The 16,553-nt window shown below is 58.2% G+C and carries 9 protein-coding genes; 4 read left to right on the forward strand and 5 right to left on the reverse strand.

The features are described from left to right. The first annotated feature begins 186 nt into the window (after positions 1 to 186). From D3A97_RS14555 to D3A97_RS14570, 4 genes are read left to right on the forward strand one after another with little or no spacing between them, the layout of a single operon-like run. A complete protein-coding gene (locus D3A97_RS14555; protein WP_157986545.1) occupies positions 187 to 3,462 on the forward strand; it encodes a SusC/RagA family TonB-linked outer membrane protein in 3,276 nt (1,091 codons plus the stop codon). A 27-nt stretch (positions 3,463 to 3,489) separates the two neighbouring features. Next, positions 3,490 to 5,130, forward strand: a complete 1,641-nt coding sequence (locus D3A97_RS14560; protein ID WP_198674002.1) for a RagB/SusD family nutrient uptake outer membrane protein — start codon at positions 3,490 to 3,492, stop codon at positions 5,128 to 5,130. A 25-nt stretch (positions 5,131 to 5,155) separates the two neighbouring features. Continuing rightward, positions 5,156 to 6,436: an IPT/TIG domain-containing protein gene (locus tag D3A97_RS14565; protein ID WP_119079207.1), complete on the forward strand. Its 1,281-nt coding sequence runs from the start codon at positions 5,156 to 5,158 to the stop codon at positions 6,434 to 6,436. Continuing rightward, complete coding sequence (locus D3A97_RS14570) at positions 6,436 to 7,572, forward strand: family 20 glycosylhydrolase (protein WP_119079208.1); 1,137 nt, start codon at positions 6,436 to 6,438, stop codon at positions 7,570 to 7,572. Before D3A97_RS14565 ends, D3A97_RS14570 begins: the two co-directional genes overlap by 1 nt. Before the next feature lie 130 nt (positions 7,573 to 7,702). On the opposite strand, the gene D3A97_RS14575 is transcribed toward D3A97_RS14570, so the two are convergent. The 5 genes from D3A97_RS14575 to D3A97_RS14595 are packed head-to-tail and all read right to left on the reverse strand — an operon-like array spanning position 7,703 to position 16,263. Continuing rightward, positions 7,703 to 11,143 (reverse strand): M15 family metallopeptidase, encoded by a 3,441-nt coding sequence (locus D3A97_RS14575; RefSeq protein ID WP_119079209.1) that lies wholly within the window; start codon positions 11,141 to 11,143, stop codon positions 7,703 to 7,705. 34 nt (positions 11,144 to 11,177) lie between these two features. Further along, a complete protein-coding gene (locus tag D3A97_RS14580; protein ID WP_119079210.1) occupies positions 11,178 to 12,377 on the reverse strand; it encodes a hypothetical protein in 1,200 nt (399 codons plus the stop codon). A 19-nt stretch (positions 12,378 to 12,396) separates the two neighbouring features. After that, positions 12,397 to 12,600, reverse strand: coding sequence for a hypothetical protein (locus tag D3A97_RS14585; protein ID WP_119079211.1), 204 nt, complete (start codon positions 12,598 to 12,600; stop codon positions 12,397 to 12,399). 20 nt (positions 12,601 to 12,620) lie between these two features. Continuing rightward, the gene (locus D3A97_RS14590) at positions 12,621 to 13,880 is read right to left on the reverse strand and encodes a hypothetical protein (protein WP_119079212.1); all 1,260 of its coding nucleotides are present in this window, start codon (positions 13,878 to 13,880) and stop codon (positions 12,621 to 12,623) included. Next, positions 13,855 to 16,263 (reverse strand): hypothetical protein, encoded by a 2,409-nt coding sequence (locus D3A97_RS14595; RefSeq protein WP_119079213.1) that lies wholly within the window; start codon positions 16,261 to 16,263, stop codon positions 13,855 to 13,857. The genes D3A97_RS14590 and D3A97_RS14595 overlap by 26 nt, the downstream gene beginning before the upstream one ends. Positions 16,264 to 16,553: the final 290 nt, after the last annotated feature.

Raw genomic sequence — 16,553 nt, forward strand, 5'->3', positions numbered from 1 at the left:
GCCATCATGAAAAAAGGGAAGTGCAGCCACACTCCCCCGTAATGTCAAAACATGGGAATGAAACAATTTTTTCCGTGGGGGAAGCCATTGTTTCAATTGTCTAACATCAAACCAAAAGTAATGAAAAAAACGCTGTGTTTTCAACCAGCAATTCCAAAGCATTTAGTGAGAAAAACGCTCTTGTTTATGAAGCTATGGCTGATATTGATGACCGTAACCGTGCTGCAGCTGCAGGCGGCAGACGGCTTCTCTCAAAACCGCTTCTCTATAGACAGCCGCCAGATGGAACTGCGGCAACTGCTGGAATGGATAGAGGCCAAAAGCGAATACCGCTTTCTCTACAATATCAAAACCTTTCCCGCGGCGGAAAAGGTAGACGTGCAGTTCAGGAACGCCACGCTGCCCGCCATGCTGGACCAGTTGCTGTTGCGCCGCTCCATGACCTACCGCATCCTGGACGACGGGCTGGTGGTCATTTCCCCTTCCCGGAAGGCAGACGATATTACCGTGAAGGGCAAAGTAGTGGGAGAGGGCCAGGAAGAGCTGATAGGCGTGAGCATCCAGTTGAAAGGCACTTCCAGGGGCGCCACTACGGACGAGCGCGGCAACTTTACCATCAGCGTGCCGCCAGACGGGATGCTGATCGTGTCTTACATCGGCTACGCCGCGCAGGAAGTGCCGGTGAACGGCAGAACGCAGCTGCCCGTAATAGCGCTGAAGTCTTCCAGCGCCGGTCTTAACGAAGTGGTGGTGCTGGGCTACGGGCAGAAGCAGGTGCGCCAGAGCATCACCGGCGCCGTGAGCAGCATCCAGACCAAAGAGCTGAAACAGAGCCCCGTGGCCAACCTGACCAACGCGCTGGCAGGCAGGCTGCCCGGCCTCATCACCGTGCAGCACTCCGGGCGCCCGGGCTCGGACTATTCCCAGCTCTTCATCCGCGGCATCAATACCACCGGCGCTACCAACCCGTTGGTGGTGATAGACGGGCTGCCGCGCGGCAACGCGGACCTCGGCCAGCTGGACCCGAATGAGATAGAATCCGTTTCCATCCTGAAAGACGCTTCTTCCACCGCGCTGTACGGCATACAGGGCGCCAACGGCATTGTGCTCGTTACCACGCGCCGCGGGCAGGAAGGCGCGCCCAACATACAGATCAACATGCAATCCGCCGCGCAGCAGCCGGTTACCTTTCCGCGCTTTCTGGATTCTTACCGGTCTGGCCTGCTGCAGAACGAAGCCGCCAAAAACGATGGCCTGCAGGAAGTATGGACGCCGCAGGAGCTGGAATATTTCCGCACCGGCCTCAAACCGTATGATTATCCTAATGTAGACTGGTACAAGGAAATGATCCGCGACTATTCTCCCCAGAAAACGCTCAACGTCAACATCAGCGGCGGCTCTAAATACGTGCGTTACTTCGTGTCAGGCTCTTACCTCCGGCAGGAACCGCTTTACAAGCATGCCAACGAAAACATTTACGGCGTCAAATACAAATATGACCGGTTCAACTTCCGCTCCAACATAGACATTACGTTAGACAAGAATACAGACCTGCAGGTAGACCTGGCCTCCCGCCTGGAGAACCGTACCAGCCCCTCCGCAGACCGCGCCGGGCATGAGTTCTTCTGGGTGCTGCTCTCGCAAATGACCAATCACCTCACCCCCGTCAGGAACCCAGACGGCAGCATTGCCTCAGGCAATATGCGGGAAGATTTCTACAACATCTACGGCGTGCTTACCCGCAACGGCTACCTGGACGCGTACTGGCACAGCACCAGCGGCAGCGTGGCGCTTACCCGCAAGCTGGATTTCATTACGCCGGGGCTGAAGGTAAAAGGCCTGTTCACCTTCGAGAATTACGGGGACATCAACGTGGCGTTTGACCAGGAGTTCGACTCCTGGCGCTTCAAGCCGGAGCCGGGTACCGGCGGCGGGCTGTATACCCAGCACCGCACGGCCACCAGCCTGCAGCGTTCCGGCTACAGCAGCGGGCAACGGTATTATTACTACGACCTCAAACTGATGTATGACCGGGACTTTGGCCGCCACTCCCTCGGTGGGCTGCTGCTCTTCAACCGCAACTACCGCTCGCAGTCGGGAGACCTGCCGCGGGTGTACGAAGGGTATGTGGGCCGCGTGTCTTACAACTACGATAAAAAATATTATCTCGAGTTCAACGCCGGTTACAACGGTTCCGAGAACTTCCCGCTGGGCAGGCGGTACGGTTTCTTCCCGGCGGTGTCTGGCGCGTGGATGATCAGCAGCGAGCCCTTCATGCCCCAAAATGCGGCGCTCAGTTTCCTGAAGCTGCGCGCGTCTCACGGGTATGTGGGCAATGACCAGATCGGCTCCGGCCGCTGGCTGTACATCTCTGATTTCTCGCGGGGAGACGGGTTCACTTTCGGCAGCGTGGCCGCCGGCGTAGGCGGTTATTACGAGAACAGGATAGGCAACACCGCCATCACCTGGGAAAAGGCCGCGAAGACAGACATCGGCATCGAAACAGGTTTTTTCAAAGACCGCGTGAAATTCAACATGGACGTGTTCCGCGAGCTGCGTACAGACATCCTGACGGCGGCCGGCTCCATTCCCGGTTACCTCGGCATCACCGCCTCCCTCAACCGCAACCTGGGCCGCATTCTCAACCGCGGTATTGAAGGGGACCTGCACGTGACCACCCAGGTGGGGCAGGTAGGCCTTTTTGTAAAAATGAACTACCAGTACGTGAAGAACAAGATACTGGAAATGGACGAGCCCAAGCTGGAATACCAGCACCAGAGCCAGGTAGGCAAGCCCATCGGCTACGGGCTGGGATACGTGGCGGAAGGCCTTTTCCAGAGCAGGGATGAAATAGACAAAAGCCCGAAGCAGACGTTTGCCCCGCTCATTCCGGGAGATATCCGGTACAGCGACATTGACGGCAACAACATCATCAATGAAGCAGACCGGGTAATGCTGCCCATGCTCAATGTGCCCACCAGTTACTTTGGCGCCACATTGGGGCTGGACTACAAGGGCTTTGACATCAGCGCGCTGTTCCAGGGCGCTACCGGCGGCCGGCAGGCCTATTCCGCGCAGCTCATTTTCAACTACCGGGAAAGCTACCGCCCGCTGCACCTTGGCCGGTGGACGCCTGAAACCGCCGCCACCGCCACCTTCCCGGCATTGCACCTCTCGGAGAGCAACATGGCCAACAACTACGTCAGCTCCAGCTACTGGATACGGAAAACGGATTACCTGAAACTGAAGAACCTGGAAATAGGCTACCGCCTGCCGCGCCACTGGACCAACCGGGTAAAGATCAAGAACGCCCGCATCTACGTGAACGGCATGAACCTCGTTAGCTGGGACAATGTGACCCCGCTGGGCATTGACCCGGAGTCCAACACCAGCGACCGATGGGGCTGGCAGCCTTATCCCATTATGCGCGTGTACAACGCCGGTATTACCATCAACCTTTAATTCTCAGACATGAAAACAGCACGGAATATGAAAATGCGATTGTTATGGCTGCTGGTACCGTTTCTCGCCGCCTGCACCAAAAATTACCTGGACAGGAAGCCCAGCGATCTCATTACGGAAGATGAAGTGTTCCGCAACATCGAGAACGCGGAGAAATTCGTGAATGTCATTTACCAGAGCCTTCCCAATATCTATAAACCGGCCTCGGCCTGGCCTTTGAGCAGCGCCACGGACGAGACCAACCAGGCCAGCGACAACTCCGCCTCCTATCCTGACGCGGGCAATTTCAACACCGGTTCCATGAGCCCGGCCAACTTTCCCATGCAGTCCCAATGGAACGAGTTTTACGGCAAGGTGCGCTCCTGCAACATCTTCCTGGCCAATTATGAGAAGGTGCCGCAAGACCCGAATTACCCGGAGCGCCGCGCAAGGCTGCGCGGTGAAGTGCTGCTGCTCCGCGCGTATTATTATTTTAACCTGGTGATACGCTGGGGAGAAGTGCCGTTGCTGGAAGATGTGCTCAATCCCTTTGACGAGCCGGACGCCATTTATTATAAACGGAACAGCATACCCGAGGTGATGGCCGCCATTGTGCGTGACCTGGACGAAGCAAAAGACCTGTTGCCCGCTCATTACAACGCCCGCCCCAACAACTGGGGCCGCGCGTCAAAGGCAATAGTGCTGGGGCTTAAAGGCCGGGTGCTACTCTACAACGCCAGCCCCCTCTTCAATCCCGCCAATGACCAGACCCGCTGGCGCGCAGCCGCGGATGCGTGCCGTGCGGCGCTGGACACGGCCCTCACCAACGGGTACGCATTGCACGCCAATTACGGAGAGATCTTCACCCAGTACTTCAACCGTGAAGTGATCTGGAGCCGCCCCGCGCCCGGCGCTTTCGGGGATGGCGGCATAGACCGGGAAATGAACCCGCGCGGCGCCAACGGCTACGGTAACGTGAACCCCTTGCAGGAGCTGGTAGACGATTATGAAATGAAAGCTACCGGCCTGCCCGTCACAGACCCCGCTTCCGGCTTCAACCCGCAGCGCCCGTATGATGGGCGCGACCCGCGGTTTTACGCCACCATCCTGTACCCCGGCGCCATCTGGAAAGGCCGCGCGCTGGACCCCAACGGCGCCGATGCGCCGCGCTCCGGCCAGATCAGCACCAACTACTGGCCCCGCAAATACCAGCTGGAATCTGTGAACCTCTTTGCCGGCACCGGCGCCAGTGACCGCAAGTGGGTGCTGATGCGCACGGCGGAGCTGCTCCTCAACTACGCGGAAGCGGAGAATGAAGCAGGCGGCCCCGGCGCGGACGTTTACAATGCCATCAACGCCGTACGCGGCCGTGCGGACATGCCGGCCTTTGCAGGCGGCACAAAAGAGGCCACCCGCGCCACGATACGCAGTGAACGCCGCATAGAGCTGGCCCTGGAAGATCACCGCTTCTGGGACGTGCGCCGCTGGAAGATAGCGGAGGTCACGGAGAACAGGGACGTACACGGTGTAACCGTTACAGGTTCGGGCAACGTGCAGTACGCTTATCCCGTGCTGGAGCACCGCGTATTCAATCCGAACCGGGATTACTGGCTGCCCGTGCCGCAATCCGAAATAGACAAGGTGAGCGGGCGCAACCCGGCATTCAAACAAACGCAGGGCTGGAACTAATTTCTTTTTTCAAAACAAAAACAGCATGAAGCCATATATCAACATCCTGCTGGTTGCGCTCACGGTAGTGACCGCGGCGGGCTGCAGCAAAGAGAAGGGATTCCGGCATAACCCCGCCGCCCCCGTGGTGATAGAGAAATTTACCCCGGCTACCGGCGGCGCGGGCACGGAAGTGCTCATCTACGGCGCCAACTTCAGCACAGATACCACCGGCGTATCTGTGACCGTGAACGGTGTGCAGGCATATGTAGAAGGCGTGGTAGAAGACCGCATTCTCATTGTTGTGCCGGTAAAAGCAGGCACGGGAAAAATAGAAGTGAGCATCAACGGCAATAAAGCCGCCAGCCCGGAAGAATTTGTATACACGCCCTCCTACGTAGTGACCACGCTGGCGGGCAACGGCCAGGCCGGTTATGCGGACGGTCAGGGCAAAGATGCCGTATTCAACATCGGCGCGCGCTGCGGCCTGGACATTGATGAGGCCGGCAACCTGTATGTGGCGGAAGGGGAGAACCGCCGCGTGCGCAAAATTGCGCCAGACGGTACGGTAACCACGCTGGCGGGCAACGGCAACTACGGTTACAAGGAAGGCAAAGGCGCCGAAGCGGAATTTTTTCTGCCGCTGGACGTGGTGGCGGACGGCGCGGGCAACGTATATGTGTCTGACCCCGCCGCATGGACCATCCGCAAGATCACGCCAGACGGCACCACCACGCTGATAAACTGGTTTGAGGCATGGGGCATCGGTATGGACAAGCGGAACGGCATGTTGTACTACACCAACGCCAAGAGCCCCGGCAGCGTGTTCCAGGTAAAGCCGGACGGCAGCGCGGAAGAGATCATCACCGGGCTGGAATACCCATCGGATGTAGCGGTAGACAGTGAAGGCAACCTGTTTGTGGTGGAGAACGGCGCGTCCGTTATCCGCCAGTTCAAACACACTACCTGGGAGCCGGGCATCACCATTGGCCAGCGCGGGCAAACGGGGCTGGTGAACGGCGCCGCCGATGCCGCCAGGTTTGACCTGCCCTGGGGTATTGCCATAGACAACGGCAACAACCTCTACATTGCCGGCAACGGCACCTGGGACGGCGCTTCCACCAACACCAACCACTGCGTGCGCTTTGTGTCTGCCGCGGACTGGATGGTGAGCACCTACACCGGCGGCGCTGCCGCGGGGTATGCGGACGGCACCGGTTCCGCCGCCCTGTTCAACGCCCCCACCGGCGTAACCGTAGGGCCGGATGGCACAGTGTACATAGTAGACAGGAAAAACAATTGTATCAGAAAAGTGATAGCTGAATAATGATGAAACGGACCTTATTATGCCTGCTGCCCCTGCTGGCCGCAGCCGGCGTACTTGCGCAGGCGCCTGTGTTCAAATGGAACAAGCTGCCCGTGAGAGGCCTGCTGATGAGCGTGCCCGCCCGGCAAGACGTACCCATGTTCTGCGATTTTGTGCGCAACGTATTGCCCAAAGAAGGCGTGAACACGCTGGCTGTGCGCATTGAATACATGTACCAGTTCAAAAGCCACCCGGAGCTGGCGGAAAAGAACGCCTTGTCTGAAAGCGACATCAAGCAGATCGTGAAAGCCTGCCGCGATGCGGGCATCCGCCTTATTCCCACCATGAACCTCATGGCCCACCAGTCTGAACAAACGGAAATGGGCCCGCTGCTGAAACAATACCCGCAGCTGGACGAGTCTCCGGACTATAACCCGCCCGTGCCCTGGAAAAACGGCGGCATGTTCGATTTCTACAGCAAAAGCCTTTGCCCCCGGCATCCCGACTTGTTGAAAATATTGTTCCCGCTGATGGACGAGCTGGTGGAAGTATGCGAGGCAGATGCGCTGCACGTGGGGCTGGACGAAGTATGGATCATTGGTTACGACAAATGCCCGCGCTGCGGCGGGGCAGACCGTTCGGAAATATTTGCGGAGTACGTGAACGCGCTACACGCCCACCTCAAACAGAAAGGCGTGGAAATGTGGATGTGGAGCGACCGGCTGATAGACGGCAAAACCACCAACCTGCTGGCCTGGCAGGCCAGTATGAATGACACGCACCGGGCCATAGACCGCATTCCGAAAGATATTGTGATCACAGACTGGAAGTACGAAAGCGCGCCGCCCACGCCTGCGTACTTTGCATTGAAAGGGTTCAACGTGCTGGCCAGCGCCTGCTCCAGAACAGATGTGGCGCTGGCGCAGCTGGACCAGGTACTGGCCGCCCGCAAAGACGGTACCCGCGCAGACTTTGCATTGCCGGTGGCCAGCCGCATGCAGGGCGTGCTGGAAACCATGTGGATCAACTCCCGGGAGTTTATAGACGCGTACCACGGCAAAGGCCAGTACCGCGCCCTGGCAAAAGATAATGCGGATACTTTCAAGGCATTGTTCAAAGCGGTCCGTGAAGCGGACGGCAAGGCCGCGTCACGGTAACCGGTTACCAGTGTTGAATGAAGGCAAGGCCGCCCGCGAGGGCGGCCTTTTTGTTATCCCGTTCCGCAAAATAAAAAGAGCATCCCGGAAGAATCCGGAATGCTTCTTCTTGGGGTTACCTCAAGCAGCATTACACTAAAGCAAGATATTTGGCCGCGGCCTCTTTTCGTTTTTTACTGATGTAAGCGTTCTTGGCCGTTTCTATTTTTGCGCCCACACCGGTGGTGCGCATATCAAAGTGCATCATATCGCCATAACGGCCTCCCCAGTCAAAGCCGGCTTTGACCATGCCTTCCACAAATGCGCGCGAGAGCGCCAGGAAACCGCCTTTGCGGAAAATGGCCTCGGGGTTTTTACGGCTGCCTTTCCAGGCATTGGTGAGGTCTTTCAGGTCTTTTTTGATAACGGCGGTTGCCTGCGCCAGCGTTTTGCCGTACCAGTAGCCGTTTTGTGTGGCATCCAGGCGGGCCTGCAGCGCGGCGGGGTTTTCCAGGTAGCTGAAATACCGCTCCAGGTGTTTGTCCAGCACGGCAAACTGGTCGTACAGGCGCATGTAATCATCCGGCTTGAGGGAATTGCTGGCCCATGCATCCCAGCTGATCACGGGAATGGCGGTACCGCTGTTGAGCAGTCCCACTTTTTTCATGAACTGGTTGAAAGCCGCATGGGCGCCCGGCTGGATGTATGGGTTGCCGTTGTAGTTAATGTCCAGCGCCAGGCCGAACATGTGATAGGAGTATGTGGCCGTGGCGGAGGTGCCCCTGGAGGCGGCCATGCCTTCCTGCGTAAGGCCCAGCGCATCACCAATAGCGGTGGCGCTTTTACCGGGGTATTGCTCCATGAACTTTGCCTCTGTTTTTTGCAGCAGCCGGGCCAGTGAAACATGTACGTATTGGCCGGGCTTCAGCTTTCTGCCCAGGAAGGTGACCTGCGTAAAGCTGGAGAACCATTTGTCCGGGTCTTCGCCCGCGGCCTTTACAATGGCCTTAAGGTAAACAGACGGGGCTTCCCGTAATTCCGCCAGCTTCGATTTTTTATTGGCCTTCACAATAGTGATGGGCGATGTATACAGCGGCAGCTTCACGAGCTTGAGCGCCGCGGGCGCTTCATATTCCTGGTGTTGTGCGGGAGCGCCGTCAAACCAGGGGCGCTGGTTGATCTCGTTCTTCCACGCGTAGGCAATAATGCTCTGGTGGTTGGTGCGCGCTTTAGGCGCAATATTCCGCATGTTGGGGTGCCGCTTCTGCAAAGCATCCCCGTTAATGGCGGGGCGGCTCTTGGCGCCGGCCGCGTTATGCGCCCAGTAGTGATACAGCAGGTGCTTCTGCCGGTCTTGCTGCAGCCAGCCGTCAAAGTAATACCCGTACAGGCAATCAAACCCCCAGCATTCCCCGATATTGGCCAGCAGTTTGTTTTTGGCGTGCAGGATGCCGCTCATCGGCTTGCCGCCCGCGGAGTGCCCGGCAATAATGATGCTGCCCGGCTCCGCTTCCTGCGGCAGCAGGTTTTTGGCCTTGAGCGCGGTGAGGCAGGCCTCTATGAACTTGTCAAAGAAGCCGGCCCTGTTGAACATGACGAGGCTGCTCTGCGGGTTGCTGCCCAGCGTGGGAGCCAGCAGTATGGCATTTTTGCCGCTGCTGTAGAACAGTTCGGGGATGTTGGCGTATTGTTTCCAGTACGCGGCAATGCCGTTGGCCTCATCTCCCCGTTTGTAGAGCCCGTGCAGATATACTAATATGTTGACGGCGGAGGAGGGTTTGAACGTATCCGGCACAAAGGCCCCGGTTTTCCGTTTGTGCCCCCTGACCGCGCTTACGTCCAGGTACGCGGTAGTGCCTTTGGCGGAGGAAGCCGTTTCGTATTCATATGCCGGCCCGGGGAGAAGATACTCATCGTCCTCCAATTCATCGTCTGTTAATTCGCCATCCTCTTCTTCTTCGTATTCTTCCGATTCAGCAAGCAGATCGCCCGTTTCCTGATCTTCCGGGATGTCTGATGTCAGGTATTCCGCTTCTTCTTCCCCGGTTTCAAATTCATCCGCGTAAGCATCTTCCAGCTCTTCCTCTCCTTCATCGTACAGTTCACCGTCATCATCACTTTCTGCTTCCGGGTCTGTTTCCAGCTCCGGTTCCGGCTCATATTCATTTTCTTCATGCTCTTCTTCATCATCCATTTCCCCGGCAAAACCATCTTCAAAGTTTTCATTGTCCTCTTCCATTTCGTACGTTTCATCCCAAACTTCCAGCTCATCCGCTTCATCTGCCAGGTCTTCATACTCCAGCTCCTGCACAGGCTGCGGGTTGCTGAGCTGAACGGAGGCGCCTTTGGCCGTTTCGTTCACCAGCCGTTCCCAGCCTTTGCTCACCAGGGTGCTTTTGTATTTTTCCAGCCATGCGGCAGGGGTGGGGTGGCTGCCCGCAAACTTTGTGACAGACGCTGCCACAGCGTTCACAGAGCGGGCCGGGTTGTTGTTGAAGCTCTCCTGGAAAAGGCCGCGGATGTAGGCGTTCTGCTGGTAGTAGTTGTTATAGAACGTGTTGTAGATGGTAGTGTAGGTGTTGGGGTATTTCAATTTCAACCGGCGTTTCAGGGCAGCCAGCTGCGTACCCAGGTACTTGATGGCGTACTGCACCTGCGCTTCAATGATGTCAGGGTCAAAACCCGCGTAGTAGAACCTTTCCGCCCAGCCGTTCCACCGCAGCTGCGAACGGTTGGCGTTGCTGACGCCGGCAATGGCGGGGTGCTTTTCCGTGGAACCGAAAGTGTATTTGACGGAAGGGTCCAGCGCAATGCCGTACTTTTTGAACGCATCGGGCGCCATCTGGATGAGGGCCTGCAGTTTGCCTACATGCAGGGTGAGCTGCAGGAAACCGAAGCTCACCAGGCCGCCGTCATACGCATTGAGCACCTGTATGCGCCCGCCTGATTCCACGTTGGCCATGCGCTGGATGATGTCCAGCTGGTCTTGCGTAAGCGGAAAGCGGCGACTGGCATGCAGGCGGGCAATCACCTTGTCTGCCCGTTCGCTCTGCAGCAGTTTGGAGCTGCTGCCGGTACCGGTGTAGGCAGTACCGTTTTTGGGGCGGTAGGTGGCTTTCACAAAACCGAAGGGCACTTCTTCCTTGCCGCTCAGCGGGGGAATGAAGCCGCCGGTGATGAGCGTTCTGCGGGTGTCGAGCAGCTTTTTGCGGAGGCGTTCCCACATGGAGGAGAAAGCGCTTTTCTCTGTTTTGCTCATGGCAGACACGGCTTTGTTGCCCAGTTTGGGCAGGGCCGCGTACGTGAGCTTTTCGATCTGCGCGGCCATCTGCTCGCGCGTGCCCCACTGCCTTACCACACCGTCTGGTATGGCTGGCAGGGCGGCTGTGGCGGAAGAAGAGGGCGCTTCCGGTTCCATAACGGTTTCTGCGGCTGTTGCCAGCTCGGGGAACAGGAAGGGGGAATCCAGCTCCATTTCGCTGCCGTCTTCCCGCCGGAGCCATACCCTGCGGTGCTGGCGCCGGCGGAACCGGTTGTACGGGGAAAAATCTTCCTGGTGAAGGATAGACTCTTCCGGCCTGTGGTTATCCATAAACAATGTTTTTGTTCGATGATGCAATGAGGTGTCAGGAAAGCAGCGCGGGCTGTCCGTTGCCGGCGGCAATACCGTTCCCTTTCGGCAGCGGCATGCTTTCGTAGGTCTTCACGGCCCTTGCCTTCAGGTTGTTGCCGGACACATGGGAGTAGTTGAAGATGATCTGTTTCATCACGGCGGAAATAGGCGAGGTGTTGCTGTACAACTGCGGTACATTGGCCTCGTCATTGAAGATGCCGCTTTCTATCATGGTCAGCAGGATGCTCATGTTATCCGCCAGGCGGAACAGGTTCTCGCTGAGGCCATTGGCAGGCACGCCTACAATGTTGGCCAGTGCGAACAGGCGCTGGGCAGGGCTTTGCTCGTTGATACCAAAGGCCCTCACAATGGGGCTGTTGTATTCCAGCGAAAGGTGGAACCATGCCATCATGGACACAAAGAAAAATTCCTGCTTGGTGATGTCCCCGTTATTGCGCTGAGAGAGGAAGTTCTTCTGCATCTCATACGCGCTGAAGGCAATGGCCGCATCGTCTATCGGCCTTCTGCCGGTGGTGTTCACCTCGTTTTCCACGCCGATCCAAACTTCTTCCGCAAAACGTTCAAAAGAACGGCGGTAGTTGAGGTGAGACGATTTGGCCTTGTAGTACGGCAGCTGCTCATCTCCAGGCAGGGGGAAGCCGAAGAAGCGGTAATAGAGGCCGCAGCGGGTGAGGTACATGTCTGACCGCAGGTGGCTGACCATGTTGAAAGAGGAGAGCACCGGCGGGTCCGCGAACCAGAGCGTTTCCGTATTGTGCAGCCATTGCAGCACTTCCGGCGTGAGGTTGATCTCGAAATCCCCCTTGGCATAGTTTTCCACCAGCTTGCGGAATACCTTGTACACCTGGGTAGACTCTATCACGTAGGCATAGATCAGGTGGTCCCAGAGGGAATGGCCGGTACAGTCACCGCCGTTCACCTGCGTAACAAACGTGCTGTTGTTGAACCAGGAGGTGTCAAACAGCGCCGTGATGCTGTCTGGCAGGCCGCGTAAGGCGGTTTTGTTCTCCGGGTGGCCGGAGGGAAAGTTGCCGCGCACGCGGAAAGACCAGGCTGATTCCAGCAGGGCGTACAGTTCCGAGGGGTGCAGGTTGAAAAGCCTGTCCGCCCGGTCTATAATGGCCTGGGAGGGGTCGCTGATGAGCGCGTTGGTAAAGCTGTTGTCAGTAGTATAAGCAATTCTTCTGAACATGATCTTGTGTTTTATGGGGTTAAAGAATAACGCCGGGCTGGCAGCGCACCAGTTCCAGGTTGAAATAATTCCAGATCTTCTCCGGATCTCCTTTCAGGAGCCTGACATAACGGCCGAACAGGAGTACGGCGGGCGGGAGCGGGTCTGCGGCAAGCGTTGCAAGGGCGGTAGCTTTAGGATCTGTGAGCACCGGCACTTCAGGAGTTGTTTTTTCTTTTGACATGATCTTTTATTTGAGAGGGGTTATTGAATCGAGTTTCCCAGCAGCAGCATCCAGGCCTGTTGCTGCTGAAGGTAGAACGGCGCCTTGCCGGGCGTGGCAACAACCTGGTAACCGTTCCAGGCCAGCCTGGCCATGGGCTCCCGCAGCAGCAGGGGAGCGGACGTATAGAACGCGTTGCCGCTGGCGCCGGCCAAACGCTCCAGCGCTTCCGGGTGCGCGGCGGCGGCATCTATGCATTGGGTAATGCTTTTACTGCGGAAGCCGCGGAAGGGGTAGTGCAGCAGCAGCCGCACAATTTCCGGCAGCCGCGGCAGCGATGCGCCAACGAGCTGCGCCGTGGGGCGCCGGGCCGCGGTGAGCGGGTGTTTTTTCAGCCATTGCCGTTCCATCTGGTCCCACACGCCGGGGCCGTAACACTGGCGGCAGCATTCCGTGCCAATGAGCACGCGGAGGAAGCTGATGGGGTGCGGGTCTCCGGGGGCGTAGCGGAACACCTCCCTGGAGGCGCCGTCTACCACATCGTGCAGGGCCGCTACGGAAGCAAAGCCGGCGTGTACAAAGGCGAAAATGTCTGCCGCTATTTCAGAGGCCCAGGCCGCCCAGCTATTGGCGAAGGGCTGGCCGTATTTTTTGAGGCCGAGGCGCAGGGCGGCGGCCAGTTCAGCGTTCCAGCCGGTGAGGTGGGCTACCTGGTGGCCCGCTTCATGAATGAGGGCGGTAGGCCGCAGCAGGTTATGCCGCGTTACCTTGATGGCCGCCACGGGGCTTTCCAGGTTATCCCACAGGGGCATGCCGGCCTTGAAGATGGAGGCGCCGATGCCGCTGTCAAGATAAGTGATCACTGCTGGCGTGGGGATGCCCAGTGGCTTCAGCAGCGCGCGCATGCTGTGGCCGGCCATATAGTCGCAGGCCTTGAGCATGGCGGTGGTTTCCGGCGTAGTGCGGGTTACCAGCGCGTCCGCATAAAAATCCAGCAGGTGCTCCACCTGGCAATAGGCGCGTTTGAACTGTTCTACGGCCGCTACGCGGCGCTGGTAGGGAAGCGTGGTGTCCTGTACATTGGCCAGCATGGTGTCCCCTTTCTTTACAAGCTTTTCCACGGTGGCCTGCAGCTCCCGCCGGAGGCCGGGCTGCACGTACAGCTCCAGCCCTTTCCAGGAGGAGGGGCCCGCCAGCGCGTCCAGGTTGAGCAACCGGCGCGCCGCTTCCAGCCAGTGGTTGGCCTGTATCAGCGAAGGGCGGTAACGGGGCGTGCTAATGCTGGTAACCTGCGCTTGCATGTATCACGGTTTGGGAGGGCTGGTTGGAAAACAGTTGTTCGCGGAGGCCGGAGAGGTTGCCGGCAAAGGCATTTTTCAACACCTCCATATCCGGCGGCTGAATGAACGCAATGCGGAGGCTGACGCCGTCTGCATGGTCTTCCGCGGCGCTGATGAACTGTTCCCCCTGCCCGCGCAGAAAGGTGATGAGGCTTTTGCCCGCCCAGTCTGTCAGCGCATCGCTGAAAGCCCGCAGTATCACCGGCGGCACTTTGTCTGCCGCCGAGCCGGAGCGGCTGCCGGGCATTACCTGGGGGTGAACAATGCGCAGGTAGTCTGACTGGCCGTAAGAGAAAAGGTGTTTCAACCCGTTGCGCAGCGCCATCATGAGCATGATGTGCGCGGCTTCCGGCTGGTTCTTTTTCCTGAGGCAGGCGGCAATGGCCTGCGCGTCGTGCTCGCTGAGGAACAAGGTCAGCGCGGCCTCGCTGGCCGGGAAGTTGAGCAATGCGCGCAGCTGCGTATGGCGGCGCAGCACCTGCTGCCCGGCCAGCGGCTGGAAGTATTGCGGCCTGGCGCCGTCTATTTCAAGATAATAGTAGCGGTGGCCGCGGCCGCTTTTGCGCTGCTGCAGGCACTGTTTCTTTTTGCAGCCCAGCCCCGGCTCGCGCATGAGCAGGCCGGCGGCTACGGAGGTAAGCGGGTGCAGCTGCATCCACGCGCTGCGGGCGCCGCTGCCGAGGCCGCGCACGCCTTTGGCCTTTTGCGCTATCTGGTACAGGTTGCGCCGCGGCGCAGACTCAAAGAGATGCACCCGTACGGGAATGGTAGACGTGATGTTGATGCCCAGCTTGTCCCGCAGGAACACGCTGAGCGGGATGCCGCCAAAGGTGCGGATCTCGGAAGCCGTGTAGGGCGTCAGCTCGGTGTCTATCACTTCGCTCAATATCTTGTTGCCGTCAGGTTCTTCCTGCTCGTTCTTCCACATCACGGAATGCTCGTTAGACTCCCGCAGCGCCGGTTGCGCCTGGTAAGCCTGCTCCGGCAGCAGATCGGGGAGGTAAGCGGCGGCAGACTGTTCAAAGGCGTTCACCACATAACGTTCAAAGAGCTGCCGGTCTTCCAGCACGTACTGCGGAAATTCCGGTATCTGGCGGAGGGTGTTCTCCACCACTTCGGCCACGGCGCCGTTGGCATCCGTGGCGCCGCCGGTCTCGAGGTTCAGCATGGCAAACCCTTTATCTACCAGCAGGCGGGAGAGCGCCTGGGAGTTCTCTTTACCTACCAGCGGGCCTATCAGTTTGCTGATGAGCGATACGGCCCATCCCTTCAGCCTTTCCCTGCCTACCAGCGGCATGGCGAACCGGAGCGCGGTAGTAACGGCGGCCACAAAGTTCTCCACGGCAGGAGCGGGGCTTTCTCCATCTTCCAGTTCGCCCAGCTCGGTCACAAATGTTTCCCGGGCGTTGGCGGCGGGCTCGTAAGCGGTATCACCACGGTCTGCCAGCAGGTAGTCCAGCTCCGCTTCCATGGTTTTCCATTCCATTTCACTGTCAGCCATCAGGAACTGCGCGGTGGCGGCGTTCATGCCGTCTTGTATCTCTTCGGCGGCGTCCAGCATGGTGTCTGCATCTGCTGTGGCCAGGGGGGTCATGGCAGTGTTGGGCACCGTGGGCGCGGGCGCCGGTATAACGGGCCGCAGGGCGGGCGGTAATATTTTACCGGCCAGCGTTTGGGCAATGCCGCGGTACTGCGCCGGTATCAGGTGCATGCCTTTCTGCAACATGCCCATCAGGAACTTTTTCATGACGCCCTTGATGCGGTTGAAGATGGGGCCCAGCGCCAGGTTGGCGGCTATTTTTCCCACTTTCACGATGCCCTTTTTGATCTTGCCCACGGCGCCAACGGCCTTTTTGGCCAGCTTCTTCAGCCCGCCGAGAAAGTGTTCCTGCACTGCCGTGAGGTCTGTGGCATCAAATTCGTAGCTGGTGAGGTATTCTTCCACCTCGTCCAGCGTTTTGGCGGAGGTGTCCGCCTCATACCCTTCACGGGCCATGCCGTCCAGGAACGCGTCTACTTCGCGTACCAGCGGCTGGTAGTAGTTTTGCGTGAGCTGCCGGGTGTAATGCTCGTTGTTCATGTACTGCTCGCGGGAGAGGTAACGTTCCTGGAAGTCTTTCGCTTCATTCAGCAGGTCTTCCAGCTGTTCGTTGAACTCGTCATCGTGCAGTTCGTTCATGATGGTAACAAAACTTTCGGCCTTCTGATCGCCGCCGGCGGTCTTTCCATGGAGCCGCCCCACGTGCAGGAAGGGGCTTTCGGCCTGGCCGTTGAGATTGCCGGGGATGGGCTCCCGGGTTGTTTCCCGCTCAAGATTGGGGAATAACAGGAAAGGTGTGTCCATAGTAAAATTATTTTGGGGTGTTAACACTCAGTGTTCAGTTCATCCACGCCTGTTCGGTCTGGAGCTTCCGATCCGGTTTGCTGCATGCATGGGCGCTGCGGAATTTTTGGGGTGGCAGCAATGCATCTGTTATTATCCTGAATAGCTGCATGGGCGTATGATCTTGTACGCCTTGCCGTACGAAAGTAGCTACATTGCATTATTTACCGCAATGGAAAACAGTGAACGGCAGATTTTGGCTGACACCGGGCAAGTGCCGTTTGTAAAGGGTTTCGGCGGATTATTTTACG

The sequence above is a fragment of the Chitinophaga alhagiae genome (genome assembly GCF_003568665.1).
GTDB lineage: Bacteria > Bacteroidota > Bacteroidia > Chitinophagales > Chitinophagaceae > Chitinophaga > Chitinophaga alhagiae.